Origin of the sequence: Brevibacillus sp. HB1.4B (genome assembly GCF_013284285.1) — a bacterium.
Lineage (GTDB): Bacteria > Bacillota > Bacilli > Brevibacillales > Brevibacillaceae > Brevibacillus > Brevibacillus porteri.
Window position 1 is genome coordinate 531,443 of sequence record NZ_JABSUT010000002.1, and the last position, 25,687, is coordinate 557,129.

Annotated in this window: 26 protein-coding genes and 1 riboswitch; of the genes, 8 read left to right on the forward strand and 18 right to left on the reverse strand. The window is 47.2% G+C overall.

What is annotated here, in order from left to right; translation table 11 throughout:
* Positions 1-143: 143 nt before the first annotated feature.
* The 3 genes from HP398_RS07075 to HP398_RS07085 all read left to right on the forward strand — a co-directional run bounded on the left by HP398_RS07075 (position 144) and on the right by HP398_RS07085 (position 3,444).
* Positions 144-1,439: a helix-turn-helix transcriptional regulator gene (locus tag HP398_RS07075; protein ID WP_026043357.1), complete on the forward strand. Its 1,296-nt coding sequence runs from the start codon at positions 144-146 to the stop codon at positions 1,437-1,439.
* Entirely contained in the window at positions 1,426-2,235 is an 810-nt protein-coding gene (locus tag HP398_RS07080) for a WYL domain-containing protein (protein ID WP_173622234.1), read from the forward strand. Before HP398_RS07075 ends, HP398_RS07080 begins: the two co-directional genes overlap by 14 nt.
* Before the next feature lie 102 nt (positions 2,236-2,337).
* Complete coding sequence (locus HP398_RS07085) at positions 2,338-3,444, forward strand: N-acetylmuramoyl-L-alanine amidase family protein (RefSeq protein WP_017252018.1); 1,107 nt, start codon at positions 2,338-2,340, stop codon at positions 3,442-3,444.
* Here HP398_RS07085 and HP398_RS07090 read toward each other — a convergent pair.
* From HP398_RS07090 to HP398_RS07120, 7 genes are all read right to left on the reverse strand, one after another.
* Positions 3,429-3,905 carry a hypothetical protein gene (locus HP398_RS07090; RefSeq protein WP_017252019.1) on the reverse strand — a complete coding sequence of 159 codons (477 nt, stop codon included), beginning with the start codon at positions 3,903-3,905 and terminating at the stop codon, positions 3,429-3,431. The two genes, HP398_RS07085 and HP398_RS07090, sit on opposite strands and share 16 nt — an antisense overlap.
* A 170-nt stretch (positions 3,906-4,075) precedes the next feature.
* Positions 4,076-4,732, reverse strand: coding sequence for a YitT family protein (locus tag HP398_RS07095; RefSeq protein WP_017250233.1), 657 nt, complete (start codon positions 4,730-4,732; stop codon positions 4,076-4,078).
* A gap of 278 nt (positions 4,733-5,010) precedes the next feature.
* Positions 5,011-5,577: a bifunctional adenosylcobinamide kinase/adenosylcobinamide-phosphate guanylyltransferase gene (cobU, locus tag HP398_RS07100; RefSeq protein ID WP_173622235.1), complete on the reverse strand. Its 567-nt coding sequence runs from the start codon at positions 5,575-5,577 to the stop codon at positions 5,011-5,013.
* Between the two features lie 24 nt (positions 5,578-5,601).
* Positions 5,602-6,378, reverse strand: a complete 777-nt coding sequence (locus tag HP398_RS07105; RefSeq protein WP_173622236.1) for a heme ABC transporter ATP-binding protein — start codon at positions 6,376-6,378, stop codon at positions 5,602-5,604.
* Positions 6,379-6,386: 8 nt separating this feature from the next.
* Positions 6,387-7,424 (reverse strand): FecCD family ABC transporter permease, encoded by a 1,038-nt coding sequence (locus HP398_RS07110; protein WP_106836560.1) that lies wholly within the window; start codon positions 7,422-7,424, stop codon positions 6,387-6,389.
* A gap of 1 nt (position 7,425) precedes the next feature.
* Positions 7,426-8,421, reverse strand: a complete 996-nt coding sequence (locus HP398_RS07115; RefSeq protein ID WP_173622237.1) for an ABC transporter substrate-binding protein — start codon at positions 8,419-8,421, stop codon at positions 7,426-7,428.
* Positions 8,422-8,577: 156 nt separating this feature from the next.
* A riboswitch (cobalamin riboswitch) is annotated at positions 8,578-8,727 on the reverse strand.
* 148 nt (positions 8,728-8,875) lie between these two features.
* A complete protein-coding gene (locus HP398_RS07120) occupies positions 8,876-9,823 on the reverse strand; it encodes an MBL fold metallo-hydrolase (protein ID WP_017250238.1) in 948 nt (315 codons plus the stop codon).
* Positions 9,824-9,988: 165 nt separating this feature from the next.
* Between HP398_RS07120 and HP398_RS07125 the strand changes: the two genes are divergently transcribed.
* Positions 9,989-10,567, forward strand: a complete 579-nt coding sequence (locus tag HP398_RS07125; protein ID WP_173622238.1) for a pyridoxamine 5'-phosphate oxidase family protein — start codon at positions 9,989-9,991, stop codon at positions 10,565-10,567.
* Between the two features lie 51 nt (positions 10,568-10,618).
* Here the strand turns inward: HP398_RS07125 and HP398_RS07130 are convergent, their stop codons facing one another.
* Positions 10,619-11,377, reverse strand: a complete 759-nt coding sequence (locus HP398_RS07130; protein ID WP_173622239.1) for a MerR family transcriptional regulator — start codon at positions 11,375-11,377, stop codon at positions 10,619-10,621.
* Positions 11,378-11,513: 136 nt separating this feature from the next.
* Between HP398_RS07130 and HP398_RS07135 the strand changes: the two genes are divergently transcribed.
* Complete coding sequence (locus HP398_RS07135) at positions 11,514-11,684, forward strand: hypothetical protein (RefSeq protein ID WP_017250241.1); 171 nt, start codon at positions 11,514-11,516, stop codon at positions 11,682-11,684.
* Between the two features lie 50 nt (positions 11,685-11,734).
* On the opposite strand, the gene HP398_RS07140 is transcribed toward HP398_RS07135, so the two are convergent.
* Positions 11,735-12,667 (reverse strand): manganese-dependent inorganic pyrophosphatase, encoded by a 933-nt coding sequence (locus HP398_RS07140; RefSeq protein WP_173622240.1) that lies wholly within the window; start codon positions 12,665-12,667, stop codon positions 11,735-11,737.
* Positions 12,668-12,820: 153 nt separating this feature from the next.
* Here HP398_RS07140 and HP398_RS07145 point away from each other — a divergent pair, with 153 nt between their 5' ends.
* The gene (locus HP398_RS07145; protein ID WP_017250243.1) at positions 12,821-13,438 is read left to right on the forward strand and encodes a metallophosphoesterase family protein; all 618 of its coding nucleotides are present in this window, start codon (positions 12,821-12,823) and stop codon (positions 13,436-13,438) included.
* A gap of 30 nt (positions 13,439-13,468) precedes the next feature.
* On the opposite strand, the gene HP398_RS07150 is transcribed toward HP398_RS07145, so the two are convergent.
* The 7 genes from HP398_RS07150 to HP398_RS07180 all read right to left on the reverse strand — a co-directional run bounded on the left by HP398_RS07150 (position 13,469) and on the right by HP398_RS07180 (position 21,251).
* Positions 13,469-14,065, reverse strand: coding sequence for a PepSY domain-containing protein (locus HP398_RS07150; RefSeq protein WP_173622241.1), 597 nt, complete (start codon positions 14,063-14,065; stop codon positions 13,469-13,471).
* Positions 14,066-14,789: 724 nt separating this feature from the next.
* A complete protein-coding gene (locus HP398_RS07155) occupies positions 14,790-15,260 on the reverse strand; it encodes a DUF6896 domain-containing protein (protein WP_017250245.1) in 471 nt (156 codons plus the stop codon).
* 663 nt (positions 15,261-15,923) lie between these two features.
* Complete coding sequence (locus tag HP398_RS07160) at positions 15,924-16,925, reverse strand: ABC transporter substrate-binding protein (protein ID WP_173622242.1); 1,002 nt, start codon at positions 16,923-16,925, stop codon at positions 15,924-15,926.
* 43 nt (positions 16,926-16,968) lie between these two features.
* Positions 16,969-17,994 (reverse strand): FecCD family ABC transporter permease, encoded by a 1,026-nt coding sequence (locus tag HP398_RS07165; RefSeq protein ID WP_017250247.1) that lies wholly within the window; start codon positions 17,992-17,994, stop codon positions 16,969-16,971.
* Entirely contained in the window at positions 17,994-19,031 is a 1,038-nt protein-coding gene (locus tag HP398_RS07170) for a FecCD family ABC transporter permease (protein ID WP_173622243.1), read from the reverse strand. Before HP398_RS07170 ends, HP398_RS07165 begins: the two co-directional genes overlap by 1 nt.
* On the reverse strand, positions 19,006-19,599 hold the full coding sequence (locus tag HP398_RS07175) for a nitroreductase family protein (RefSeq protein WP_173622244.1): 594 nt from the start codon (positions 19,597-19,599) through the stop codon (positions 19,006-19,008). The genes HP398_RS07170 and HP398_RS07175 overlap by 26 nt, the downstream gene beginning before the upstream one ends.
* A 32-nt stretch (positions 19,600-19,631) precedes the next feature.
* The gene (locus tag HP398_RS07180) at positions 19,632-21,251 is read right to left on the reverse strand and encodes an AraC family transcriptional regulator (protein WP_173622245.1); all 1,620 of its coding nucleotides are present in this window, start codon (positions 21,249-21,251) and stop codon (positions 19,632-19,634) included.
* A gap of 254 nt (positions 21,252-21,505) precedes the next feature.
* Here HP398_RS07180 and HP398_RS07185 point away from each other — a divergent pair, with 254 nt between their 5' ends.
* Positions 21,506-22,240, forward strand: coding sequence for an SDR family NAD(P)-dependent oxidoreductase (locus tag HP398_RS07185; RefSeq protein ID WP_017250251.1), 735 nt, complete (start codon positions 21,506-21,508; stop codon positions 22,238-22,240).
* Between the two features lie 63 nt (positions 22,241-22,303).
* Here HP398_RS07185 and HP398_RS07190 read toward each other — a convergent pair whose 3' ends face one another.
* Together HP398_RS07190 and fmdA are read right to left on the reverse strand one after the other, a co-directional pair.
* Complete coding sequence (locus tag HP398_RS07190; protein WP_017250252.1) at positions 22,304-22,615, reverse strand: FmdB family zinc ribbon protein; 312 nt, start codon at positions 22,613-22,615, stop codon at positions 22,304-22,306.
* Between the two features lie 35 nt (positions 22,616-22,650).
* Entirely contained in the window at positions 22,651-23,832 is a 1,182-nt protein-coding gene (gene fmdA, locus HP398_RS07195; RefSeq protein WP_017250253.1) for a formamidase, read from the reverse strand.
* A 327-nt stretch (positions 23,833-24,159) separates the two neighbouring features.
* Between fmdA and HP398_RS07200 the strand changes: the two genes are divergently transcribed.
* A complete protein-coding gene (locus HP398_RS07200; RefSeq protein WP_254475907.1) occupies positions 24,160-25,638 on the forward strand; it encodes a sigma-54 interaction domain-containing protein in 1,479 nt (492 codons plus the stop codon).
* Positions 25,639-25,687: the final 49 nt, after the last annotated feature.

A 25,687-nucleotide genomic window follows, 5' to 3' on the forward strand; every position in this document is an offset into this window, starting at 1 on the left:
ATACCCTTATTTTCCATCCGTGCATGTGGTTTGAACATGGTAAAAGTATTACGAACCTCTTTTTATCATTGACTTCTCTTCAGCCTCTTCGTAATATGAGGACTAATTTGGAAATAAATGACGAATGAATAAGGATGAATGTAATGGCACGCGAAAGCTTTGACAAAGAGCTGCAATTGCTCCGTCTCCTGTTTTTGACCGCTGGTGCCTACAATCGGCAGCAGTTAGCCGAGCGGCTCGGGATCTCCGTTCATACGCTTGATAAAACGATAAAAAAGCTGAAGGACATCCAATCGACCTTTTATCAGCATGTCGGCGATGAGGAGAAAAAAGAGTATTACGCGCAGCTTCGTTACAACTATTTTGAGGTGACGGACAATTTCTTGATGTTTTTGTATCATGCAAAATCATTGAAGGATTCGGAAGTAGAGCGACTGTCGCACATCTTGGAAAAGCTCAGACAACAGCCTCTCTCCATTAAAGACTTGCTGGATACGTTTGTGGATACAGAGCCCGATGAAAAAACGATTCGCCAAGACATGAAATACCTCGAAGAAATTGGCGTGATAAAAAATAGTAGTGAAGTCAGACCGTACGTTTATCAATTCGATGGTGAGCTACTAGACTCGCTGACGGACGACGAGCTATTAGATCTGTATGATTTCATCGACTTCATGGCCAATACACAGCTACCGGCCGTCCCTGGTTATCTCCTGCAAGAAAAGGTGAAGCGTTATCTCAAATATCGCTTGAAGCTAACCGATGCATCTGCGTTTTTATACAAATATCATTTTGTCTCACGTATTCTCGATGAATATCAAGCTTTGCTTCTCACGGAAGCTATTCGTCAGCGAAAAATCGTTGAATTTCACTACTACACGCCCAAACGTCGAAAGTTTTACGATTCCCAAAATACAAATCCGGCCTTCCAACGGGATTCATCCGGACGACATCAAAAGGTGATTCCACTCCGGGTTATTTTTGATCATCAATACGGCAGATGGTACTTGCTGGCACAAGGGTGCGGCAATGGTCCGCTGCGCAAATACCGTGTGGAAGGTATGACCAAGCTCGTAACAGGCAATTCCGTTACGCCGGAAATCTTCTCTTCCTTACAAGCAAGTGCGGATGAGCGCATTGCCCATAGTTGGCTGATTGATACCGGAAAACTCGTAACCGTACGCCTTCGCTTTTTTCAGCCTCGCAACACGCCTCATTCCTTTATCCAAGAGCGAGTAGAGGCACAAGGACAATGGGGGATTGTGACAGAAGAATCACGGGAGAGCTTTGTGTACGAGATAAACGTGAACAGCACGATGGAAATTACCCCGTGGATTCGCAGCTTCGGTTCAAGCGTCGAAGTACTTGAACCGCTGTTTCTTCGCAAGCAATTCCAAAAAGAATGGGAGGAGCTGCTCGCCTACTATGAATCTGTTTGATAAGATACATAATTACCAGCTAGTGACGCGGCTGGATGAAGCAGGTGTTTATCCGGTAACTTCACACGAAAAAGCGTGGCTCGCCCTGATGTTGGCGAATCCGTCTGCGGCAGAAATTTTCGAGCCCGCTACACTCGATAAGCTTCGCCGTTTGACACACATACCAGAAAGTGAATCGACCGAACAAGAACGATTCGTGGAAAAAGCGCAAACACAGGTCAAACAACTCTGGAGTCCACTCGTGCGCACCCTGCGACGAATCATACTTGGCAAGAATCACATAAAAATAACCGCAGCCACGAACAAAGGCCCGGTTTTTCGCAATCAACGAGGGGTTCCCTACAAGCTGGAATATTCACTTGCCAAGAAGGCCTGGTACCTGATCTGGCTGAACATGTCTTCCAATCGCCTGATCACGACTCCGCTGCATCTCATTCGCTCCGTCGATGAGCTTCACATAGAAGATGTATGGTATGACAGTTTTTTACCGACCATTTCGGAACAGATCCAACAGCGCAAGCAGATGGCAAAAATTGTGATCATCCGTCGTTACAACGCTGAGCTCCAGCGCATCTTGTACGCCTTTTCCTGCTTTGACAAAGAGGTCGCTTTTGATCCAGAATCGCAGGTGTATACGATCACCCTGCACTTTCTATCTGACGAACAGGAGTTTATTTTATCGCGCATTCGTTTTCTCGGCCTGCGGGTAAAAGTAGTAGAAAACGATCAACTCAAACAGCGAATGGCAGAGTCGGCAATGAACGCCTTGGCAAGATATACTGAATCTCCACTTTGATTGTCCCAAAAAATCAGGAAATCATACCCTATTCGATTTCCTGCATTTCCCTTATTATAGTTCAGGTGAGATAGTAGCTAATCCAAGTCAGAGGTAGAAATGATGAAAACAACATGTAAAAAAGCGTCTCTCATATGTGGGCTATGGCTTAGTCTGTCATGGCCGTTTATTACGGAGCCGACGCAAGCAGCAAGTGTCATCCAGGCAAAAGTGATCGCAACCTCTCTGAACGTTCGCAGTGAACCAGCCCCCAATGCTTCTGTTGTCGCTACCGTGCCATATGGAGCGGTCGTGACGATTACCGATGAAGCATACGGTTGGGCAAAAATTAGATACAATCAAAAGGTAGGCTGGGTCGCGGGATATTACTTGCAAAAAGGTGCGGTAACGAGTGCGGGTTCAGCTTCTTCCCCAGCCAATACAACCACTGTCAAAAGCAAGCAAGGCACAGTTTTGGCCGATTCGCTTCGAATGCGAAAAGGACCAAGCACGAGCCATGAGATTATCCTTTCGCTGCCCAGAGGAACCCGTGTAGACATTTTGCAAAAGCAAGCAGACTGGATCCAAGCGAGAACTTCCAACGGACAAACAGGCTGGGTGTCTGCGACGTATATTGGCGATGCCAAGTCCAGCGCTCCGGTGTCCAAAAGCTCCAAAACGCCAGGCTTAAAAGGGAAAGTCATCGTCATCGACCCGGGACATGGTGGTTCTGATATCGGGACACAGGGAACGAAGTGGAATAGTATGGAAAAAACGTTGAATTACAAAACGTCCATGCTGCTCGCCAGCAAACTGCGACAACGCGGTGCGCAAGTCTTCATGACGAGGACCAGTGACACAGAAAAGCCTTCGCTATCGCAGCGTGTCGCTTTTAGCGAATCCAAGGCGGCAGATGCCTTCATCAGCATCCATTACAATTCTTCTCCGAAGCCAAATAGCGGGACACTTACGTTTTATTATTCGCAAGACAAAGATGAGCCGTTAGCTCGAGCGATTGAGACTCGCTTGGGTGGTGGCATCGGCTTAAGAAGCAACGGCATTTCATTCGGCAATTATCACGTCCTGCGCGAAAATAGTGATCCATCCGTCTTAATTGAGCTTGGCTTCCTATCGAATCCAAAGGATGAAGGCATTGTTCGTACATCGTCCTATCAGGACAAAGCTGCGCAGGCGATTACGGAAGCACTAGCTGATTACTTCGGTCGATAATCGTACGGCTGGACACTGTAGAAGAACAGCCTCCGCTCGAATTTTCCTTTGGCACCAATGATCTGATACCAGGTCTCTCCGATCAAAAGGTCGGTTGCGAAATCTTTCTCCAGCAGATTGGTGATCATCTCCATGACCGCTTTCTCATTGTCTTTTTGGATTTTCAACGACAAGGCCAGGACGAAATACGCCTGGTCTTCTTCCATTTCCAACAAATGCAGACGGGCTGTACCACGGCGTTTGGCGTTGAAACCATCGATCACATTTGACAGGCCCTTTTTTGCCTGCACTTTATACTTTGTCGCTTCCCTCCAGGAGGAAATAACCGCATCGTACAACGAAAACGTCAGGATGAAATGGCTGGCGTAATCCTTCGGGTCAAAAGGCTCCGGTCCCATCTGCTTCTCATCCGCTGGTATGACAACGAATGCTTTGTAGTTGCTAAAAAACGGATCGCTCATGGCAGGTCCTTTCCATCGATAGTATCTGTGTTGGTTAGTATCCACTAGGAAAGCAGGATATTATGTACAAAAACGGTCATAAACGTTCAAAAGGCCAAGTCGACATGAAAACCGACTTGGCCTTTTGCTTGCTTTTGTATAGGCATGTTTTTCAACTGAATATCTACTCATTACCGGTGGGTCATCGAGACACTTCCATGCCCGTGCTCCTCTTCCATGACCTCCATTCCTGCACCATGATTGACGGTCCAGGTGATGACTTGGCTGGAAATGACAACGGCCAAAATGGTATACATCATCTCTTTCATTGGTACGAACCAGAACGACATGCAAAGCACAATGACGTCCAGTAAAAGAAAGACCGTACCAATGGACAATCCCGTGTACTTACTGATCAACAGGGAGAAAATATCGTCTCCACCTGTCGCAGCTCCATAGCGCAGAACCAATCCGGTACCCAGTCCGGTCAGTACACCGGCCAAGACAGACGCCAGCGGCATCATTCTGCTCATATCCATGACAATCGGTGAAAATCGTTCAAACAAATCGTAAAATACGGTAAAAGCAAGTGATGCAAAAATCGTGTCCCAAATGAACTGGCGGCCTCTTACTAACCAGGCAACCAAAAACAGTGGGATATCCAGTAAAAGCATCACCATCGCTGGCGACAAGTCAAAGGCGTATTTCGCCAATAACCCCAAGCCAACAAACCCACCTTCAGACAAATGGTTCTGAAAGTTAATGTGATAATACGCAAAAGCAAGTAAACAAGCTCCAAACAAAATCATACTGTAACGCTTAGATAACTGCAGCGCTCTCCTCATCACGGTTTCCTCGCATTTTTGTCGGTTTAGGCACAGACGACCAACCGACTACCGAGGAACATCGAAAGTATAAGTCGCTACTCATACAAAGGGCCTCGCTTTCGTAGTAGGTTAGTCGCCTTCAGTGACGATCGACTACTACGAAGCTAGATGTAGGAGAGGTCAAAACGTTTCCAGATCGTCCTATGGGGACGCATGGTATCCTGATCCCTTCCATGGCTTTTCTTGTATTATATCACAAAAAAGGTGAAAAGACGATTCGAAACCGTCTTTTCACCGAGTTAAAATCGGAAAGCTTGTCCTTTTAGCTCAACTGGAATCCCTGCTGTGACAAGAAAAACTTGATCGGCAACGGCTGCAACGCGTTGATTCATCAAGCCCGCCAAGTCACGGAACTTACGGCCTAACGGGTTTTGCGGGACGAGTCCGTCGCCTACTTCGTTTGTCACCAGTAAAACTGTCCCTGGGTAGTCTTTTAGCTTTTTGACCAGCCTATCCACCTGCTGGAGCACTTGCTCAAACGTCTGCTCCACTCCATCATGCAGCAGCCAATTGGACAGCCAAAGGATCAAGCAATCAACCAAAATCACTGTCTGCTGTTCTTGTATGTTTTTTTGTGCCCCGAGCTTCGCGAGCCACTCTGTCAATGCTTTCGGCTCCTCGATCGTTTGCCAAGGGAAGCCAGACTGCAAGCGGCGGTCTCGATGGTGCAAGATCCGCTCTTCCATTTCCTCATCCGTGATTGGTGCGGTCGCTATGTAAACACCCGAGGAGCCCAAATGAGCCGCGTATTTTTCGGCAAACGTGCTTTTTCCGCTGCGTGCTCCGCCTGTAATCAGTACGATCATACTTCTTTCTCCTTAAACAACCTCTTATACTTGCGATTGCAAAATAATTTGCGGCAAATGATGAACAGGATGCTCCATGACAATCGGTCTGGTTCCGTATACAGCCTCTATTCTGTCACTTTGCAAGATGTCTTTTGGTGCGCCAACGCTTATCTGCTTTCCTCTGTGCAGCATCAAAATACGATCGCAGTATAGGGAGGCTAGATTCAGATCGTGCAGCACAGCGATGACCGTCACCTGCGTCGTCTTTTGCCATTTTCGCACGATGTCCATGAGTTGAATCTGGTACCCGATATCAAGGTAGGTCGTGGGTTCATCGAGCAACAGCACCTGAGGTCTTTGGATCAATGCCTTCCCCAAAGCTACGCGCTGCTTTTCCCCACCACTCAACTGATCCAGTGTGCGCTCTTCCAAATGTTCAAGACCGAGCATCTGTACGATTTCATCAATGAGCGATGCGACATCCTGCTTCTCTTCCCCTAGCCAATTTTGGTAAGGAAAGCGCCCCATTTCCAACACCTCTCGGACACGAAAGCCGACGGGCGGCAGACCCTCTTGCTCCAGAACAGCCAGTATTTTGGCAAGCTCTTTGCGTGGATAGGAATGAAGCTTTTTCTCTTGAAGCAAAATGTCTCCTGCATCTGCCTTAATGACACCTGAAATCATTTTCAGCAAGGTAGATTTTCCGCTTCCATTTGGTCCGATGATGCCAAAAAATTCTCCCTTGTCCACGCAAAAATCGATGCCGTGCAAAACAGGCGTATCCTGATACGATTTTTGCAAGTTGCGCACATTGATCATTGCAAACGTTACCTCTTCCTAAAGCGTTTATTTTGCTTCAATAAATAGGCGAAAAACGGTGCTCCCAGAAATGCTGTCACGACACCGAGCGGGATTTCTGTTGGACTCAGCAACATTCTGGCAAGAGTGTCGGCCCACAGCACGTAAATACCACCGCAGATCGCAGACATCGGCAGTAAAATACGATGGTCAGGACCAACCAGCAATCGAACGAGATGCGGTACCACCAGGCCAACGAACCCAATAATTCCCGCGATAGAAACCGCCGCTGCAGTCAGGAGGGTCGAAACGACCAGAACCACTAACTTCGTTCGATCCACATGGACGCCGAGATGCGCAGCCTGCCGCTCCCCCAACGCAAATAGGTTTAAGGAACGCGCATAGCTCACAAGCACCATTCCACCTATGACCAAGTACGGAATCAAGACGTACGTAAAGGCCCACCCTCGAAATGACAGGCTGCCCATAAGCCAGAACACGATCTCATTTACCGTCTGGTCGGATAGCGACACCATAAACGAAACGAGCGAGCCGAGAAAAGCCTGCACCACGACACCAGACAAAATCAGGGTCTCCGTTTGCAGCTTTCCTTGCGTATTCGCGAGTCCGAGTACGATCCATAAACTGAGCAATCCTGTAAGAAAAGCGACGACAGGCGTGCTCCATGCACCCAAAAAGGTGATTTGCAAGCCAAAAAGGATCAAGAAGGCTGCTCCGACAGCAGAACCCGATGCCACGCCCATCGTAAACGGATCTGCAAGCGGATTGCGCAAAACGCCCTGAAAGCCCGCTCCCGCAAGTGACAAGCAGGCGCCAATCAAGACAGCCAATACAACGCGTGGAAAACGAACCTTCATGACAATTTGCTCAGATGACTCCGGCCACGTTACGGTGATCCACTCAGACAAGCCAGGGATTTGATGGAGCAGGATGAGCCATACTTGCGAAATGGGGAGTTGTGCCGCCCCCATCGAGATGCTGATAACTATTGATGCCAGAAGGACGAGACAACTAACTCCTCCCCATATGAACAATCGTTTCTTCATTTTATTTCACCAAGTCAGGGTAAATCGCCTTGGCTACTTCGATTAAGCCTTGTGTAATACGCGGACCAGGGCGAGACAAAATATTTTGGTCCATGCCAAAGATTTGTTTTTCACGGATCGCCTTCATTTTATCCCAGCCATTGCGACTCGCGATCATATCCTCTAGCTTGATGCCCGTCTTTTCATCGGTAATTCCGCTCGCATACAAAATGACGTCTGGATCGTTTTGCAAAATCTTTTCTTCACTGATCGGATTCCACCCTTCGGTGTCGGAAGCAATGTTTGTTGCTCCAGCCAGGGTGATGAGTTCGTCCATGAATTCACCTTTTCCGACTGTCCAGCCTGGGGAAAATTCCAGGTATACCTTTTTCTTCTCTTCCGGTTTTACATTTTTCACTGCTTCTTGAACGTACGCGATGTCTTTCTTCATTTGCGCGACGACTTTTTCGGCTTGTTCCTGTGTGTTCGTGATAACTCCCATCGCCAAAACATTGTTTAGGATGTCATCCATCTTTGTCGGATGGGTAATATAGACTGGCATTCCGAGAGATTTGAGCTTGTCAGCCACTGGCTTTTCCATCGAAATCCCACCGACGACCATATCCGGCGTTTGAGCGAGAATGGCTTCTTCATTTGGTTTGACGACTCCGCCAATTTTCGGTTTTGCCTTCGCCGCATCTGGATAATCATCATAGTCTGAGACAGCTACGATCCGATCTTCCAAGCCTAATGCGAACAAAATCTCTGTCTCGGCAGGTGATGTAGAGACGATTCGCTCAGGAGCTTTTGCAAAGGTTACTTCTTTTCCTGTTGCATCCTTGACGGTCAATGGATACGTTGTTTGTTTTGCAGGTTGCTCGACCGCATTCTCTTGCGGTGCTGTCTGCGGTGCGCTTGTTTGTCCCCCTGGTGCTGGCTGGCTGTTATCGTTACCCGCACAACCTGCGAGGCTAGCCGCAACTAGTAGTGGGATCATGAATCGCAATGAACGTTTCATATGTAGAACTTCCTTTCTGCATGTCTGATTGACTGTTCCTTCCAATAAAAAAATCGACCCTTGCTTCCATTCGGAAATCAAAGGGTCGGCACCTCAGGGCAAACAGACAGGATGGTCTGCTTCCTGAAATAGGCCGATCCTTTCCGCGAAGGCAACAGGCACTAAAACAAACAGGCAGGTCTCCTGGCTTACGGCTGAGGAACGAGCCGATTTACAGTGGCGGGACCGCGTCGGATTTTCACCGACTTCCCTTTTCACCCGATCTTTTCGTTAAAAAGACGAGGCACCTATTTGCTGTTACGTTTGAAATTGTCACAGTCCATGACTCATCCTACATCATAGCATTCCTTGGATGAAAAAAGAATGACAAACACATAAGCCAATACTTTCTTGCCTGCTAAAAATGAAAAACGCCTGAACAAAAGGTTCAGGCAAATGTAAAGCTTTTGGCAGGCTATTTCCCTCGTTTGTCCAAATAATCGAGAATGCCCATGGAGCATACTTGTAAATCGAGCTTGAGTACTTCGAATACTTCGTGGTCACTGCTGATTCCTTGTGACTGTAGATGATCCGAAACTCGTTCAAATAACGTAAGAGACAGCTCATCGTATGATTGTCCAGCAACAAGCGCTGTCTTTCCTTCCGCCACAAACACGGGGAGCCACTCGCGTATTTGGCGGTACACGTCATCTACCTGCTCTGACATCCCAAAATGACCAAAGTAAATGCGACTCAGCTTGTGCGCTTCAAAACGGCTTAGAGACGCTAACATGGCATCCGGGTCAAACTGATTCGGCGAAGTAGATGGCAGCACGAGGTGTATGCCATCCTTTTTAAGCTGTGGATAGAGTACACCTGCCGTATCACCTGTGAACATGCCGCGGCTTACTGGATCGTAGATGCTGAAGTGATGATTGGCATGCCCTGGCGAATCCAGAAACTCCAATACGCAATTCTCTCCGATCTTTAGTGTATCTCCGTCCCCACGAATCAAAATCCGTTCCTCGAGAACAGCCTCAATCGGATCAAACAATCGATCAAAATCATCATGATACACCGCTCTCGCGCCTGCGATCAGTCGGCTCGGATCTATGAGATGACGTGCACCTTTCGGGTGGACAACGACCTTTGCGTTCGGACAATCCTTCAGAAACAGTCCTACTCCTCCTGCATGATCCAAGTGAATGTGCGTCACGATGATGTATTTGACTTGTTCCGGCTTATAACCGAGCTTGGCGAGACCGGCCTTGATGTATGGGACGGAGGGGCTTGGTCCTGTTTCTACCAATGTGAGCTCCTCTTCCGCGATTACATACGTCCCCGTGCGTTCCGCCCAGCCCATATCGAAACCGTCTATTAAATGGATGCGTTCCCCTAAGTAAATTGGCTCTGTTGCTTGCATGTAAATACTCCTCCTTGTCAAAAGTCTCGCGTTGCCATTGTGTTGGAATATTTACACTTTACCATCTATTTTGTAGGGATTGGGGATGAATCACACAAATTCTTCATATTTTCATGATAATATGAGGGCAGCAAAATCGATTCCATTATCTGGAGGGGTGCAAAAATGGGTCAACTTTTTTCTGAATTACGACCTGAGCATGAGAAATTTATCAAGAAGCAACGGATGTTCTTTGTTGCCTCTGCTCCAATGGACACAAATGGTCACGTGAATCTTTCACCGAAAGGGTACGATTCTTTTCGCATAGTATCGCCTAACGAGGTCGCCTATTTAGACCTGACTGGAAGTGGAAACGAAACCAGCGCTCATCTGCAGGAAAATGGCAGGATTACTCTCATGTTCTGTGCGTTTGAAGGCCCCCCTCTCATCATGCGCCTATTCGGCAAAGGAACGGTTATTCTCCCAGATACGCCTCGGTGGAATGAGCTCGTAAAAGACTTTCCGCTTCTGCCCGGCGCTCGTCAAATCATTACCGTCAACATACAGGAAGTAAAGACCTCTTGCGGCTGGGCTATCCCTTTCTATTCCTATTCAAAAGAACGCGACACCCTTCAGAAATGGACCTTGGCGAAAGACGAGCAAGAACTGCTTGATTATCAAAAGGAAAACAACGTAGTAAGCATGGATGGATTGCCAACCCCATTGGGGCAAAAGCTTTTTCCCGCAGTAGGTGGAGATAACTAAAAGTAAAACGAAAAGAAGCTGCCCTCTCGCAGCTTCTTTTTTTAAATCTCTTTACTTACTCGTATAAATGACCACTGCATCTTTGAGAAACTCGGCAACACCAGGCTGTTCCTTGTCGTAATAGGCCGTGAAGCGCGGGTCTTCGACGTACATCTGGGCAACACCTGCGTGCGCATCTTTGCTGTAGCTGTCCCAATAAAAGCTCAGCCATTGACGGTGAAGATCCGCTGCTTTTTGCGCCAATTCATGAGCAGGATCACCTGTCGAAAAAGCCTGCGCCAACGTCTCATGCAGTTCTTCATTCAACTTTTCAAGTGTAGCGTACTCCTGCTCGGTCATTCCTTTGATTTTCAGATTGGATTTGTCAACCTGGTCACTTCCATATTTTGAGCGAATTTCTTCTCCGTACTGGGCCTCGTTGTCGTCAATCAACTTTTGCTTGAAGCCTTCAAATTTTTGTTTGTCACTCATCGTTTTGGTCCCCTCTCTTTGTGCTAATGTCAAATCGACATTGGCGATTAACGCATCCAATTGCGTTCGCCTTTCCAGGAGCTTCTCGCGGTGCTCCCGCAGTGCCCGTTCAGCATCAAAGGTTGGTGAATCCAGGATCTCCTTGATCTCCTCCAAGCTCACCCCCAGCTCGCGGTAAAAAAGGATTTGCTGCAATCGATCAACCTCTTGCTGTCCGTAAATGCGATACCCTGACGAATTGACTCTCGCCGGCTTGAGAAGGTCAATTTCATCGTAGTATCGGAGCGTCCGGGTGCTGACACCCGCCAGGAGTCCTAGCTTTTGCACCGTATATTCCATGTTCATTCCTCCTGACAAATTGATCGTACACATTTACGGACCGTCAATGTCAAACACATTTTCATCAAAAAATTAGCGTTACTCTATTTTCATAATTTGCTAAAATATAGAGAAAGCCATACAAGGGGGGATTTCAATGCTCTATGTCTTCGGCTTCATTGTAGCGGTACTCGGTGCCGGATGGGGATTAACAGGTCTGCTTAGTCTCAAAGCGAGAGATAAACATGCCATCACCCATTACAGTGACGATGCTTATAACCAGCAAACCTTGTTCCAGATGCACAACAACCCTGACCAAGGCATGTAAAATAAAAAATGGCTGCCCGCAACTTGTGCATGGGCAGCCATCTTTGTTTCTTACAGAGCTTGGAATGTATCAGTCAATACCGGTACGATTTGCTTCTTACGGGAGACAACGCCCTTCAGAACAGCTTTGTTGTCCACCAATGTTACTTGGTACGCTTTTTCTACTGCTTGAGTTGCGCTGCCGAGAGCGATCGCAACAGAGTCGTTATTCAAGATATCCGTTACAACAAACACGAACAAATCCAAACCTTTTTCAGCGATGTTTGCATTCATAGCCGCTTCCAGTTCTCCTTGGCGTGCAAGTACATCATTTACGTCCACCGCATTTACTTGCGCGATTTCTACCTTCGCATTACCCATTTGGAACTCTTTTGCATCCAACGTGAGCAGTTGTGCGATTGTTTTGTCGCTCAGGTCTGCTCCCGCTTTGAGCATGTCCAGACCGTATGCTTGCAAATCAACACCCGCGATTCCAGCCAGCTCGTGTGCAGCAGCTACATCTTGCTCCGTGCAAGTTGGAGATTTCAACAGCAACGTATCCGAAATGATAGCAGAAAGCATCAAGCCCGCCATCTCTTTTGGAATGTCTACGCCGTTTTCTTTGTACATTTTCTTCAAAATGGTTGTGGTGCATCCAACAGGCTCTGCACGGAAGTAGAGAGGATTGCTCGTCTCAAAGTTCGCAATACGGTGATGGTCGATCACTTCTACCACTTGCACTTGCTCAATATCATTCGCGCTTTGTTGGCGCTCGTTGTGGTCTACAAGGATGACTTCATTTACTTCATTCGCCACTGTTTCTACGAGGCGTGGCTCTTTTACTTGGAAGTAATTCAACACAAATGCTGTTTCGCTGCTGATTACACCCAGGCGAACAGGCTCTACATTCGCGCCCAATTTTGTTTTCAAGTCAGCATACACAAGTGCTGAACAAATGGAATCTGTGTCTGGATTTTTATGACCGAAGATTAATTTTTTTTCCATCATCCATACTCCTTAATCGTAATTTGGCGTCAAAATTATACCATAGCTTAGAGGATATGCCCAAGATACATTATAGGTTCAAATTGGATCGTTGGAAATAAGGTTTTGAAGATCATTCGGAAATAAATGGGAGGCGAAGTGAAATGAGAGTGATTGGATACACCTGTGCAATTCATCCGAGGTAATGGTGATCGTGAAGTCGTACTCACTTTTGACGGTGTGGCTCTGACCTTGGAAATGTCCGATTCTGTGCGGGAAATCACGTCATGGGTTGCGGAGCAATTGAGCCGCTCTCATTGTGACTTTCTGGCACAACTCCCACTTACCTACACGTTAATACGAGAGGATTACGAGGACGTACTTTTCTGCCACGCCATTCCCACCAATGATGAAGATATTTTCACTCCCCTTACATCGGATGCAATCGTTGCCACTTACTTTGAGGGGACACAGCAACGAACAGTCATCTGTGGTCATACACATGTCCAATTTGAACGTCGCCTTGGCGATTTACGTATTCTCAATGCTGGAAGTGTGGGCATGCCGTTTGCCGACAAACCAGGTGCATACTGGTTACTGCTTGATGGTGACAGCTACGAACATCGCTTTACACCCTATGACGTAGAGGCAGCCGCAAAACAAATCGCTTCCACGAACTATCCGCAAGCCCAGCAATTTTCCGAAGAGAATGTCCGAAAGATACCTACGGCTCAAGAAGCAATGGAATTTTTAGAAGCCCTGGCACAAAAAAACCGACCCTTTACAGATTAATGGGTCGGTTGAGAAAGATAGCGGAATCGATTAATCGTCCCAGTCTACATCCAGTACAGCACCTGTTGTAGCGGAAATCTCCAAATCTACTTCCTGTCCTTTAGCCGTTTTCACTTCCACTTCATACACATAGTGGTTATCGTCTTCATCCAGCTTGATGGATTTGATGGTGCCGCTCACTTTAGCCAAAGCGATTTTTTTCGCTTGCTCTACACTGATTTTCACTTGTTGTTTGTTCCACTGATCGTCGTTGTCGTCGTCATGATCATCGTCGTAATCGTGGTCAACTGTTTGCCACACCTCACCAGTCATCGCATCGACGTAAACGTCAAATTCTTGGTGATTGTTTTTGATCTCTGCTTTGTATACGAGAAAACCGTCCTCGTCATCCAATTTCCATTCAGTAATAACGCCAGACTGTGCCTCCCGAACTTTTTTCAGTGCTTTTTCAGGCGTGATGCGCACGAGCTTCGCCCAGTTGTGTTTCACATCATCGTCGATTTGCAGGTAGACGGTAGAAGTGTTCTTTTGCGGTACGCTGTAATATTGATTGCTATGTGCAAAGGCTGTTACGCTGAGGCTCCCTACAATCAGTGCTCCTACCATGGTCATGACTACTTTTTTCATATGATCTCGCTCCTTTTTGCGACTGGTTTTGTTTGATCTCCTTTATCATAAAAAGGACAGATGAAGGAAAAAAAAGAGAGAGATTAGAAATTGATGAGAAAATAGATGAGACCTCTTACAGAATTCATGATTGCCGGTGAGCCACAGCGATTAACAAAAAGAGCGAGTGTTTTCTACTAGCAAAAACGATCCATTTCGGCTGTAAATCGACGCAGATGGAACACCCGCGCTTTTGCGTGCTTTCCGCTTTTATCCGTATAATAAAAGCAATCGAGAGGTCAACAGCCGACTCGATGACATACGAAAGAGAGCGTGAATGGCAGTGTAATACATATCGTTTCTAACTACTTTCAATTTTTCTTACATGAGAAGGAGAAACGATTTTTCCGTGGAATCACCACTTTTGAAAAACATCTTTTTTTGAATCTATTTTATCGTCACCATGCAAACGGTCGTCATGTCCGTTATGACCTTGGAAGTGAAAAACCCAGCACGTATCCAATTGACTACACAAGCAACCCAAGCTAACTCTAATGCCTATACGGAATCAGTCAATCGGAAATGAAAAAAAGCACTCTACTAATCTTGTAGAGTGCTTCTTATATTGTTCAGAGAAAATAAAGTATTAGACTGGCCTGGCTTATTGAGCTATCTATCGTATCCATAAATCGTTTATTGATGACTGATACATCATTTCAGGCCTCTTATTCACGAACCAAAATTATTATTCATTCCGAAGAATCTTTCTGTATTCAACACCGTGAATATGTATAAGTATTTTTCGCTTTTCTAATCCTTCAAAAAAATTCAACATATCACCAAATGGATTTTCAAAATATTGAATTAAGTGTTTAAAATTCTCAGTTGTTTTCAAGAAGTCATAAAAAAAGGAGGGATCCACATTTCCAATATCGTCTGTATTCCCGAGGGAAACCTCCAGTTTTTGTCCAGTATCTAAGTTTTCAAACATGCAATGCTCTCCATGAACATCAAAGTACCAATTACCGGTTAAATGTTCTTCATCGTTTAGTAATTCCGCATTTGAAAGTAAGTAGTAACTTCCTTTTATTATCTCTGATTTTTCAGGCTGGTTCGTTTCCAATATTAATTTGTCAATGAGTTCTTGCGCAATTACTTTATAAGCGTCCATTGCTGCCAATAATTCATCCACCGTTTCTTTAGTTAGCGAGTTCATAAATTACCGCCTTCTATGCTATTTATATTTTTCAGTTAACGTTTTCTTTAAAGCGTTTCTTAACAACTCACCCTGCCAATATGCTTCCTTGCAATTTCGTAGAACGTTCTGTTATTCAGGACGTCCGACGTACAAAAGATATATCCAACTTGATCCGCACCTTTGCCAAAAACTCTGCCAGTCCCAAGGTCTGCAAGCCTGCATTGTGAACTTAGTGTTATGTGGGGTTTCGGGCCTTTTTTCACTTTTCAAACTGGCGTAGTGGTTGTCCGACTATCTCTGAGTATTACTTCAAGAACATGCATTCAGGAAACTTATTGAGCTATCCTGCTCGTGAGCAAAGGCTGCCGATCGTTCGCGGGTGTTACTACTATCGAAGGTGGTAAGCCTTATGTGTACTTTAAAGAAAAAGAGTTTTGATAAAATTTTGCACCCTCATCAGCATGTTCTCCTGCTTCATTTTTACCGCCAACCCCATTCCAAACCATGCTATCCTGCCGTTGAATAACTGGCGCCAGTCTAACACTTTATTTTTACGGAACATATATGTTTACGATAAACCATTCATTGAAAAAGGAGTAAAAGGGAAAGATTCACTTGCAAAAGCACTGGAGCAAAAGGCGCTTGTATGGAATGATTCTCAGAATGAGCAGTAGTAAATTTCTATTTTCCGAGATTGTTCTTAATGGCTTCCAATCCAGCGATTTCTCCCAGGAAGAACGTATCGCCCGCGAGTGTATCCATCGTGTAAACATGGTTGTTTTTCACTGCTTTGAGGTTTTTCCAGACAGGATGCTCCTTCCAGATATGAATCAACCCTTCCGGCTCCTCTGCTTTCGCCGAACGACGGTTCTCAGCAATAAAGATATGATCAGGAGCGAGCTCACTCAACGCCTCAATTCCGATACGCCCCCCAATCTTGCCATCCTCGGGCAATCCTGCTATCGGTGTTAGTCCCACTTCCTCATAGTAAATCGGAAAGTTTTTGGGATGCATCACTGTAAAATCCTTACCATTGGAAACGAGGAATAGCGCCGTTTCTCCTTTATGCTTGTCTGCTGCTGCTTTTGCTTCGTTTTTCAGCTGATCAAAATCGGCCAAAACTTGCTTCGCCTTTTCTTCTTTGCCAATCACTTCAGCTATTTTCATGAGCCGGGTGGGTGCATCCACTGAGAAATCAATGACGATGGAATTAGCCATTTTGTTGAATTCCTCATATCTGGAGCCTTTTCCGGTGCTTGTCATGACAATAACCTCTGGGTCCATCTCCAACAAGGTCTCCAAATTCGTTTTTCCACCCAAATCCTTCACCGTTTTCCCTTCTGCATACTTCGCAAAAATGGGTGATTTACTTTTCGTCGACTCAAAGCCTTCCGATACAATCGGAGCAAAATCTAGCACGAGGAAGTAATCTGTTCCCATGATATCGACAGAAGCGACACGCTCCGGCTTCTTCTCCAGTGTGACTTCCCCCATCGCATGCTTGATGGTTCTCGGATATACAGGCTCCCCTGTCCCTTTTGTATCGGGCTGTGCTGCTCCCGCCTTAGCCGTTTGTACTTTATTATTAGCGTTTGTGTCTGTAGTCACCTGTCCTGCTCCGCACCCCGCCATGACGGCTGTTGCTATGATTACGGACAGAATGCCTGATAATTTCTTTTTCATATCGATTGAACTCCTTTTTTCATCTCCTGATTTCAAACGTGTTTTACCCTTTTGTCCGGATCAACAAATACAGAAAATAAGGCCCCCCAATGAGGGAAATGACAATACCCGCTGGTACTTCTGTAGCTGGCATGATGCTTCGCCCTATCGTATCCCCGGCCAATACGAGCAATGAACCGACGAGCGCCGTAATGGGCAGCATGTATTGATGCTGGGGTCCGACCAATCTGCGCGCGATATGCGGACCAAGCAAGCCGATAAACCCTATGCCTCCGCCTGTCGCTACACTCGACGCAGCCAGACCAACCGCTCCCGCCATCAAGGCCAGTCGCTCGCGTTGAAGAGATACGCCCAGACTTGCTGCAATTTGTTCGTTCATACTGAGCAGGTTCAGCACCTTTGCCTTCCGATACACGTACGGCAGCAGGATCACCATCCACGGCATAAGTGCCAGCACGAACTTCCAATTGGAACCCCACAATGATCCCATTTGCCAAGTGACGACAAACTCGAGGTTTCGCGGATTCAACTGAAGTGTCAAAATTATGCTGATGGCACTAAGTCCCGCCCCTACTGCAATCCCTGTAAGCAAGAGACGGGTAGGAGATATGCCGCACCCCTTCTTGTATGCAAGCATATAGATGATGGCTGCTGTGACAGTGGCACCGATGAGTGCGAGAAACGGCATCAAAAAAGGCGGAGCCATGTTCGTCGCAGGATAAAGAGAGACGAACAACAAGACGGCCAGTCCAGCACCTGAACTGATTCCAAGAATGCCGGGGTCAGACAGACCATTGCGAGAGATTCCTTGCAAAATCGCTCCCGATACAGCCAGCCCAGCCCCAATCATGACCGCAATCACCATGCGAGGAAGCCTCAGCTCAAACAACACGAGATTCTGCTTTTTCGACCCCTCCCCCAGCAACGTCTGCAACACCTCAATCGGCCCAATACTGTACGGTCCCGTGTTCAAACTCAAGACAAACCCGACAATCAAAAGTACCGCGAAAAGAAGGATCAGTCGGACACTACGGCTTTTTCTTTTTTGGGAAAATAGATCGATGTCCACTACCACTCCCTCCTTTCCTTACGTGCCAGGTACAGGAAAAAAGGGACTCCGATGACAGCGATAATGGCGCCAAGCGGTGTCTCGTAGGGCATCGCTATCATTTTGGCTCCGATATCTGCAAAAACAACCAAAACGCCTCCCATAACTGCCGAACAAGGAATAATCCAGCGGTAATCAACCCCGACCAGAAAACGAACGATATGTGGGACGACGAGACCGACAAATCCAACACCGCCAACCGTTGAGACCGAAGCACCTGCCAGCACCATGACGACAACCGCCGACAACCCCTTCACCAGCCTAGTCTTTTGTCCGAGTCCTGCTGCGATCTCTTCTCCCAGACTCAAAATGGTAATGGAGCGAGATAAGATCATGGCCACAATGATTCCTCCCACAATCCATGGCATCATGACGGATACTTGAAACCACTCCGCTGTAGAGATCCCCCCTGCTGACCAGAATGCCAGGTCGTAGTTGATCTGAAAGAGGAGGGAAATCGCCTGACTAATCCCTGATATGATTGAGCTGACGACTGCCCCTGCCAACGCGAGCCGCAAGGGGGTCAAACCGTTTTTGGAAAAATAGGCCAGTCCATAAACAAGCCCTACCCCCAAACCCGCTCCGATAAAAGAAAAGAGAATAATAGACTCAAAAGGGAGTCCTGGTGCAAAAGCAAAAACGAGTACGAGCACGAATCCAGCCCCTGCATTAATGCCCATCAAGCCCGTATCGGCAATCGGATTTCTCGTGACTCCTTGCATAATGGCTCCCGCTACGGCAAAAGCAGCTCCTACCAGCGCTCCTGCCAAGGCACGGGGCATTCGCAGTGTTTGAATAATGACGTGATGCTCGTTGCTAGAATCATAGTGAAAAATCGAGTTCCAAACGGTGGAAAACGAGATGTTAGCCACTCCCGTGATAATGGATGAACCTAGTCCGAACAAGATGGCGCAAATCCCCGCAACAATCAACACGGTCGCCATCCACGGCCTAGTTCGAAGCGAAGCATTTTTAGCGATCGGCTGTGACAGTGACATTTCCCTTCTTATCCTCCAGAGCAACGTTCGAATGGATCACGGTCAGCTTGTCGCTTGCAGCCGTTCTCGCTCGTGCTTCCGGGATGACCTCCGGAAATCCAAGCTGAAGCATTCCTACGAGTTTTTCCTCCGCACGTACTCCTACCGCTTGCAAAAATCCTGCTTGATACGTGAACGGTTCCGTTTTCCAAACGACGCCCAGTCCCCGCTCCCACGCCGCCAGTTGAAAGTTTTGAATCAAGGTGCAGGCTGCCGCATAGTCCTCTTCCCGTTCTCTTTGCCGAGAGTCTTCATTTACGATAACGAATAGATAAGCCGGGACGCGTAAGAGTAATTCCGGATCTCTTTTTTTCATGGCGTTTTGAAGAATAGCATCGACGACAATCCGCTTGCCTTCCTCCCTATACAGAACGAATCGCCAAGGCTCCCGCAGTCCGTGGTTAGGTGCCCAGATAGCTACATCCAGCAACTCACGAATCAGTTCCAGTGGAATCGGGTCTGGTTTGAATTTCTTTATGGTTCTGCGGTCACGGATCGCTTGTGCAATCGGATACAATGGTGACTTCATCTCGTTCCCTCCAACAATAGTGATACTCATTCTCAATCATTATCACAAACTTGTGGCCGCAAGAAAATTGAAGAACCTGATTCCTTTTTTGTACATTCCTGTGACTCTGCAAGATGCGTGAGCGCCTCTGATATGGCTTGCTCATGGCCGAGTGCCGAATAATGCAGCCAAGGATATACCCCAGCTCGATGTACATTCCCTTTCAAACGATGCTTGCGTACATCTGTTCGAATTTTCCTTTCATCAAAAAGCAGAATATGATCAGCCTGAAAATCATGAAGCTCATCTAGGCTCACGATATCCAGAAAGGCAAAATTATCGGTTCCCACAGGGGGTCTTACCTGGAGGTCTCCGTACAAAATATCGGAAATTTTCCGCCTTCTCGCACCAAAAATACGGGCTCCACCATCCCAAGCCCTCACTGCCATAACGGTTTCATTCCCAATTTTTTTGCGAATACGCTCGCGGGCTGCAACTGCTTTTTGATCATAGTAATAGAGCCAACTCGTCGCCACTTCTGCAATTCCCAGCATGGCAGCTACCTGCTGCAAATGATCCCGCCAGGTCGTTGTTTTGAAAGGAATGAGCAAGGTCGGTGCAATGGCTTCCAATTGTTCAAACCAAGGTGCAACCTGATCTGTACCCACAATCAAATCCGGCTCCATCTGGTGTAGACGGTACAAGTCAAATTCCAGCGTGGCTGCTTCCATCTGGGAGTACGGCCTCTTTTGCCGATGCTTTTCCCAAACAGGGATTAGTTGTTGGATCGAGACCCCCAATGCGAGCAGATCACCAATGATTGCTGGATGGAGTACGGCGATTTTCTTTTGTAACGATTTCTTAAAGCGATAAGGAGGAACGCCAACTATCTTTTTAAACATCCGACTGAAATAGTACACATCCCGATAGCCCACTTCATTAGCTACCTCAGGAATCATCACGTCCTCCGCCACCAGAAGCTGACAGGCCTTCTCCATTCGTTTCCGATTGATGAATTGCAAGGGAGTGAGCGAGGTGTACTCCTTAAACTGCTGATAGAAAAGGGTTGGCGTCATTCCTGAGTAGCGAGCCATCTCCTCGATCTGAAAAGTCTCCTCACAATGTTGCTCCATATGTTCAGCGATCCCTTGAAGAAGTTGCTGACGATCTGTTTTTTTCTCTTGCAGCGTGACTCCATCCATAATAGCTTGCCATAGCTTCAAAAAAAGAATTTGCATGGCTGGCTGATCGAAGTGATCTTTTCGCCATGCCAGATGCAATTGTTCGATATGATGGTGAATCAAGGAGATTGTTTCGATATGGTGCTTTCCCTGGATCGGAAGCATCACTTCGTTTATGAGCCAGCCATCCCTTTCTTTTCTGGCATGAGCAGCAAAAAGCGCCACGTAACAAACATAGATGTTCTCCGTAATGGGCAAAAGGGCGAGCCCTTCCTGCATATCCTCTAGAGAGATGACCATGAAATCTCCCTGGTTAAGCATCCCTCCTGTCTGATCCAACCGAAACGACGCCCTGCCCTCTATTACCAAAATAATGAATTGCTCGCTTCTATCTCTCGCTTCTACAAGTTTCCATTCTTTTGAAATGGACAAAACTTGCACATCGTTTACAGTGATGACATTCGGATCACGATAGGTGTCTGTTTTTCCCATAACTAACTCCTCTTACATCATGATGTAACAATCTATTGATAATAATTCTCACCAATTGTACGAGAGACCTGACAAAACTGCAATTGCACTTGAGTGAGAAAAAGCAAAAAAACGCCTAACGATCATCAAGATGACCACTCGACGTTTTACTTTCCTTGTAGACAAATATTTCAAAATAATCTTATATGTTAACAAAGCATCTCATATTTTCTACCTATGTTTCTACTAAATCACAGACAGAAAGAGGTACAGGTATGCTGAGCAATCAAAAAGTAATTGTAACGGGAGCAGCTTCTGGGATCGGGAAAGCCGTAGTAATGCAATGCCTACAAGAAGGGGCCGCTGTCATCGCGTGTGACCTCAATCAGGAAGCCATGCTCGCACTGGAAGAAGAGATGGATCGAGAAGAAAGACTACATACGTATTGTGTGGATGTTAGCAAATATGAGGAGGTCGCGGCTTTTTTTGCGCATATCGAGGCAGAGCATGCGGATTGTACCAGTCTCGTCAATAACGCAGGCATTTACCTAGCGAAAAACGTACTGGACTACGACTTCGAAACGATTGAAAAAGTGCTTGCGATTAATATAAAAGGATACATTTATTTCTCACAGATGTTCGGGAAGTTGCTTTTTCCTGCCAAAAAACGTGGAACGATCGTCAACCTGTCCTCTGTATCCGGACTAGAGGGCAGCTCGGATGCGGTCTATGGAACCTCGAAGGCGGCGATTCTCGGCTTGACGAAAAGCTGCGCGATGAACTTCGCTCCCTACATCCGGGTCAATGCGGTTGCACCCACCATGGTTGCTACACCGATGATGGACACCATTCCAGAGTGGCGTCGGGCAGAATATCTCGCTCATGGCCTCATCGACAGCCCTGTATTGCCTGCGGACGTGGCGGATACCGTTGTTTTCCTGTTATCGGAGAAGTCCAAGCATTACACCGGAGCGACTTTTGACATCAACAACGGAGGATATCTGCGGTAATAGCAAAGGGGCGTTTATTCAGACAGATGGAGACTGAATGAACGCCCTTTTTATCATTTCCGTTTAATGCCCTACCATCCAAGGGCGTTTACCTCCACGGCTGTGGGTATGTCCCCGATGTGCCTGACTACCGTGGCTGTGGCTACACCCTGCTCCTTCATGGGAATGCGATTGTTTCCGTACAATTTTCGGTTCCACACCACGCTCGATCCGTTGGCGCAGCGCTTGCGGTGTCATGATCAATCCTGGTGCAGCATACAAACGCTTGGACGGTTGCTGGCAATCGGGGCAAGCAACGCTCTCTGTCAACTCGCTCATCTTCAACCACTGAACAAATGGACCACATTCCTCGCACATGTAATCGTATCTCGGCATCGTATTTGGCTCCTTCTTCGCGGTCTTTTTCTTGGCTACTTCGGCAAAATATCTCGATCAAAAATACTTGTCGGGATAGACAAGGTGCAGCACGCGTTCGGAATATCGACGATCCCCGCAATTCTTCCCTCCACCGGTGCCGTTCCCAGCAGCATGTACGCCTGCTCCCCCGTGAAACCCATCGCTGTTTTCAAATACTCGATGGCATTCAGGCAGGCATTGCGATAAGCGACATGCGCATCCATGTACAGCTGCTGCCCTGTCGTCTCATGGACGGAAATCCCTTCGAAAACGAGGTATTCCGTATAGCGAGGCTCTACTGGACCGGGCTTGAATACAGGGTTGTTCACGATGTTATACTTCGCCATCCCGCCCTTGATTACGTCCACATGAAGATCCAGCCAACCAGCCATTTCAATTCCGCCGCAGAAGGTCACTTCTCCGTCTCCTTGCGAAAAATGTAAATCGCCCATGGACAGCTTCGCTCCATTTACATAAACCGGGAAGTAGATACGAGTGCCTTTGGACAAGTTTTTAATATCGCAGTTTCCGCCATGCTCGCGAGGGGGAACTGTTCGAGCCGCTTCTCTGGCAATCCGATCAAACTCTGCTCCTTTTAGACTACCCAACACAGCACTGTGCGGGGTCGGCAAATTCGCGAGTGGCGGCATTCGTTCAGGATTTGTCGCTACGAGGTCGCTCTCTCTTCGGTTCCAGCGATCCAATAGCTGGTGGGAAGGTGCCGTACCGATCAAGCCTGGATGAAGAATGCCAGCAAATTTGACTCCTGGCAAATGGCGAGAGGTCGTGTAAATGCCGTGGAAGTCCCAGATCGACTTGGCCGCTTGCGAGTAATGATCGACGAGGAAGCTCCCGCCGTTTTCTTTGGCAAAAATCCCATTAAAGCCCCATTCCGATTGGGGGAGTGCCCCGATATCGAGAATATCGACAACCAAGAGGTCGCCTGGTTCTACTCCATTCACCCAGACAGGTCCACTGAGCACATGGACGCGATTGAGATTGACATCCCGAATGTCGGAAGGGTCATCGTTGTTAGCGACCTGCCCATCCGTCCAGTCCTTACATTCCATGCGGAAAACAGCTCCTGGATTCACGGAAACTGTAGCTGGAATATCTGGGTGCCATCTGTTGTGACCAGGTGTATCCTGCTCCTCCATCGGTTTGTTCAAGTCAACTCGAAATAAAACTTCTGGCATGCTGCTTCCCCCTCACTTGTTCAAAATTGCGTATGCCGTACATACACAAAAAGAAGCAAATGACATGCCAATGCTTGCAAGTCCCGATAAAAATTTGATGATACCGATTCTTTTGGCTATTTTCTCCTGTATACTTATTACAAAGAGCTTGTCGCAAAACAGGTCATGCAGTTGATCTGTCTTTGACCGGAAAAGTCCCTCATCTCTTGTATCGCTTTCGTCATTGTGTGTCGTTTGTTTCCCTGCTTCCTTGTCGGACACCTGTCCCACGATCGAACAAACAAACTATAACCAAGAAAGGATGCGAGAACGATTTTTGAAGCCGGCATGCTGCTCTCTTCTTTCAATTCTTCCACCGTAATCGAGCGTTCCCATCATCGCGCGATCTCTCATGCTCTCTTTCATTCTCTCTATCAGCAATTACAGGCCTCTGCGAATCTTTCATCCTACGAATTTTCTCTGATTAGGGATGCGCTTATCCATTTGCTACAAAATGGCTCTTTGCCACTTTTCCCGCTATCCCTTGCCACTACGCGACGTTCTTCCGCTCTTCAGACTGATCCTATGATTCCAGCTCTCAGGCATGCCTCTCATTCTGTTCCCAATTGGAAGAGTCTGCTTTTCGCATGGGCCGAAAACAGCCATGAATGCCTAATCGCACTCAGTGACGAGCGCGTCGTACTTTTTGCTAACAAGCGGGCACAAGAACGATTTTCATTATTTGAAGGCCTTGTTCTCGAGGTGGATTGGGAACAAGAACGCTTAACCAATTGGTCCTTAGAGGAACTCGATCTGGGGGAACAGACGTGGTATCGCCTCTTTCTTATTCGCCCATGCACGTCAGCCTTGTCAAAGACAGCTAGCAGTTACTCGTTTTCAGAGATTCATACAAATAGTCCCCTCTATCAAGCCCAACTACATACAGCGCGTATCGCTGCACAATCTTTATCCAATACGTTATTGCTCGGAGAAACAGGCTGTGGCAAAGAGGTCCTGGCACGTGCCATCCACTCCTCCAGTTCGCGAAAAGACGGCCCTTTTCTTGCAGTCAATATCGCAGCACTTCCACGTGAACTGATCGCAAGTGAGCTATTTGGATATACAGACGGAGCTTTTACTGGAGCAAAAAAAGGAGGGCAATCGGGGAAATTTGAAGCAGCAAATGGAGGAACGCTCTTTCTCGATGAAATCGGGGAAATGAGCATGGAGCTTCAAGTGCTATTGCTACGCGTCCTCGAAGAACGCAAAGTGACGAGATTGGGCTCTCACGAAGAAAAGCCATTGGACATTCGGATTATCGCTGCCACCAATCGTTCCATTGAAGAAGAGGTACGAAATGGACAGTTTCGTGCAGACCTTTACTACAGGCTCAATGTCCTGCAAATACGCATCCCTTCCCTGCGCGAACGCAAGGAAGACATTGCAACCTTGGCTGAAGAGTTCCTCCAGCAGCTCCATACCCAATACGCTGGCGGGCCGACAAGCATCTGTGAATCTGCCCTGGCAATCTTGCAGCAGCATTCATGGCCCGGAAATATTCGTGAGCTGCGCAATATCGTGGAGAGAGCCTTTTTACATGCGTACGGTGATTCGTGGGTCACCTCTCACCATCTTCCGAGCGAATGGCAGCAGCAGTATGGATTGCAAGAAGCATCCGGTGAACCTTTGCCATTATTGCGCGAATTAGAGCGACAGACGATCCAGCAAGCCATCACACAAGCTCCGTCCATCAGCGCCGCTGCCAAAAAGCTAGGAATTGCGCGAAGCACCCTGTATCGGAAAATGGAAGAGTTAGGAATCGGATAAGAAAATCGGGGGATGAGCGTAAGCAGCTTGTCCCCCGAAACATTTTACC

What these genes read in the sequence shown, in the direction of transcription:
- HP398_RS07075 (WP_026043357.1), top strand. Translation starts at nt 144, where the DNA reads ATGGCACGCGAAAGCTTTGACAAAGAGCTGCAATTGCTCCGTCTCCTG.
- HP398_RS07080 (WP_173622234.1), top strand. Translation starts at nt 1,426, where the DNA reads ATGAATCTGTTTGATAAGATACATAATTACCAGCTAGTGACGCGGCTG.
- HP398_RS07085 (WP_017252018.1), top strand. Translation starts at nt 2,338, where the DNA reads ATGAAAACAACATGTAAAAAAGCGTCTCTCATATGTGGGCTATGGCTT.
- HP398_RS07090 (WP_017252019.1), bottom strand. Translation starts at nt 3,905, where the DNA reads ATGAGCGATCCGTTTTTTAGCAACTACAAAGCATTCGTTGTCATACCA.
- cobU (WP_173622235.1), bottom strand. Translation starts at nt 5,577, where the DNA reads ATGATCGTACTGATTACAGGCGGAGCACGCAGCGGAAAAAGCACGTTT.
- HP398_RS07105 (WP_173622236.1), bottom strand. Translation starts at nt 6,378, where the DNA reads ATGATCAATGTGCGCAACTTGCAAAAATCGTATCAGGATACGCCTGTT.
- HP398_RS07110 (WP_106836560.1), bottom strand. Translation starts at nt 7,424, where the DNA reads ATGAAGAAACGATTGTTCATATGGGGAGGAGTTAGTTGTCTCGTCCTT.
- HP398_RS07115 (WP_173622237.1), bottom strand. Translation starts at nt 8,421, where the DNA reads ATGAAACGTTCATTGCGATTCATGATCCCACTACTAGTTGCGGCTAGC.
- HP398_RS07120 (WP_017250238.1), bottom strand. Translation starts at nt 9,823, where the DNA reads ATGCAAGCAACAGAGCCAATTTACTTAGGGGAACGCATCCATTTAATA.
- HP398_RS07125 (WP_173622238.1), top strand. Translation starts at nt 9,989, where the DNA reads ATGGGTCAACTTTTTTCTGAATTACGACCTGAGCATGAGAAATTTATC.
- HP398_RS07130 (WP_173622239.1), bottom strand. Translation starts at nt 11,377, where the DNA reads ATGGAATATACGGTGCAAAAGCTAGGACTCCTGGCGGGTGTCAGCACC.
- HP398_RS07135 (WP_017250241.1), top strand. Translation starts at nt 11,514, where the DNA reads ATGCTCTATGTCTTCGGCTTCATTGTAGCGGTACTCGGTGCCGGATGG.
- HP398_RS07140 (WP_173622240.1), bottom strand. Translation starts at nt 12,667, where the DNA reads ATGGAAAAAAAATTAATCTTCGGTCATAAAAATCCAGACACAGATTCC.
- HP398_RS07150 (WP_173622241.1), bottom strand. Translation starts at nt 14,065, where the DNA reads ATGAAAAAAGTAGTCATGACCATGGTAGGAGCACTGATTGTAGGGAGC.
- HP398_RS07155 (WP_017250245.1), bottom strand. Translation starts at nt 15,260, where the DNA reads ATGAACTCGCTAACTAAAGAAACGGTGGATGAATTATTGGCAGCAATG.
- HP398_RS07160 (WP_173622242.1), bottom strand. Translation starts at nt 16,925, where the DNA reads ATGAAAAAGAAATTATCAGGCATTCTGTCCGTAATCATAGCAACAGCC.
- HP398_RS07170 (WP_173622243.1), bottom strand. Translation starts at nt 19,031, where the DNA reads ATGTCACTGTCACAGCCGATCGCTAAAAATGCTTCGCTTCGAACTAGG.
- HP398_RS07175 (WP_173622244.1), bottom strand. Translation starts at nt 19,599, where the DNA reads ATGAAGTCACCATTGTATCCGATTGCACAAGCGATCCGTGACCGCAGA.
- HP398_RS07180 (WP_173622245.1), bottom strand. Translation starts at nt 21,251, where the DNA reads ATGGGAAAAACAGACACCTATCGTGATCCGAATGTCATCACTGTAAAC.
- HP398_RS07185 (WP_017250251.1), top strand. Translation starts at nt 21,506, where the DNA reads ATGCTGAGCAATCAAAAAGTAATTGTAACGGGAGCAGCTTCTGGGATC.
- HP398_RS07190 (WP_017250252.1), bottom strand. Translation starts at nt 22,615, where the DNA reads ATGCCGAGATACGATTACATGTGCGAGGAATGTGGTCCATTTGTTCAG.
- fmdA (WP_017250253.1), bottom strand. Translation starts at nt 23,832, where the DNA reads ATGCCAGAAGTTTTATTTCGAGTTGACTTGAACAAACCGATGGAGGAG.
- HP398_RS07200 (WP_254475907.1), top strand. Translation starts at nt 24,160, where the DNA reads ATGCTGCTCTCTTCTTTCAATTCTTCCACCGTAATCGAGCGTTCCCAT.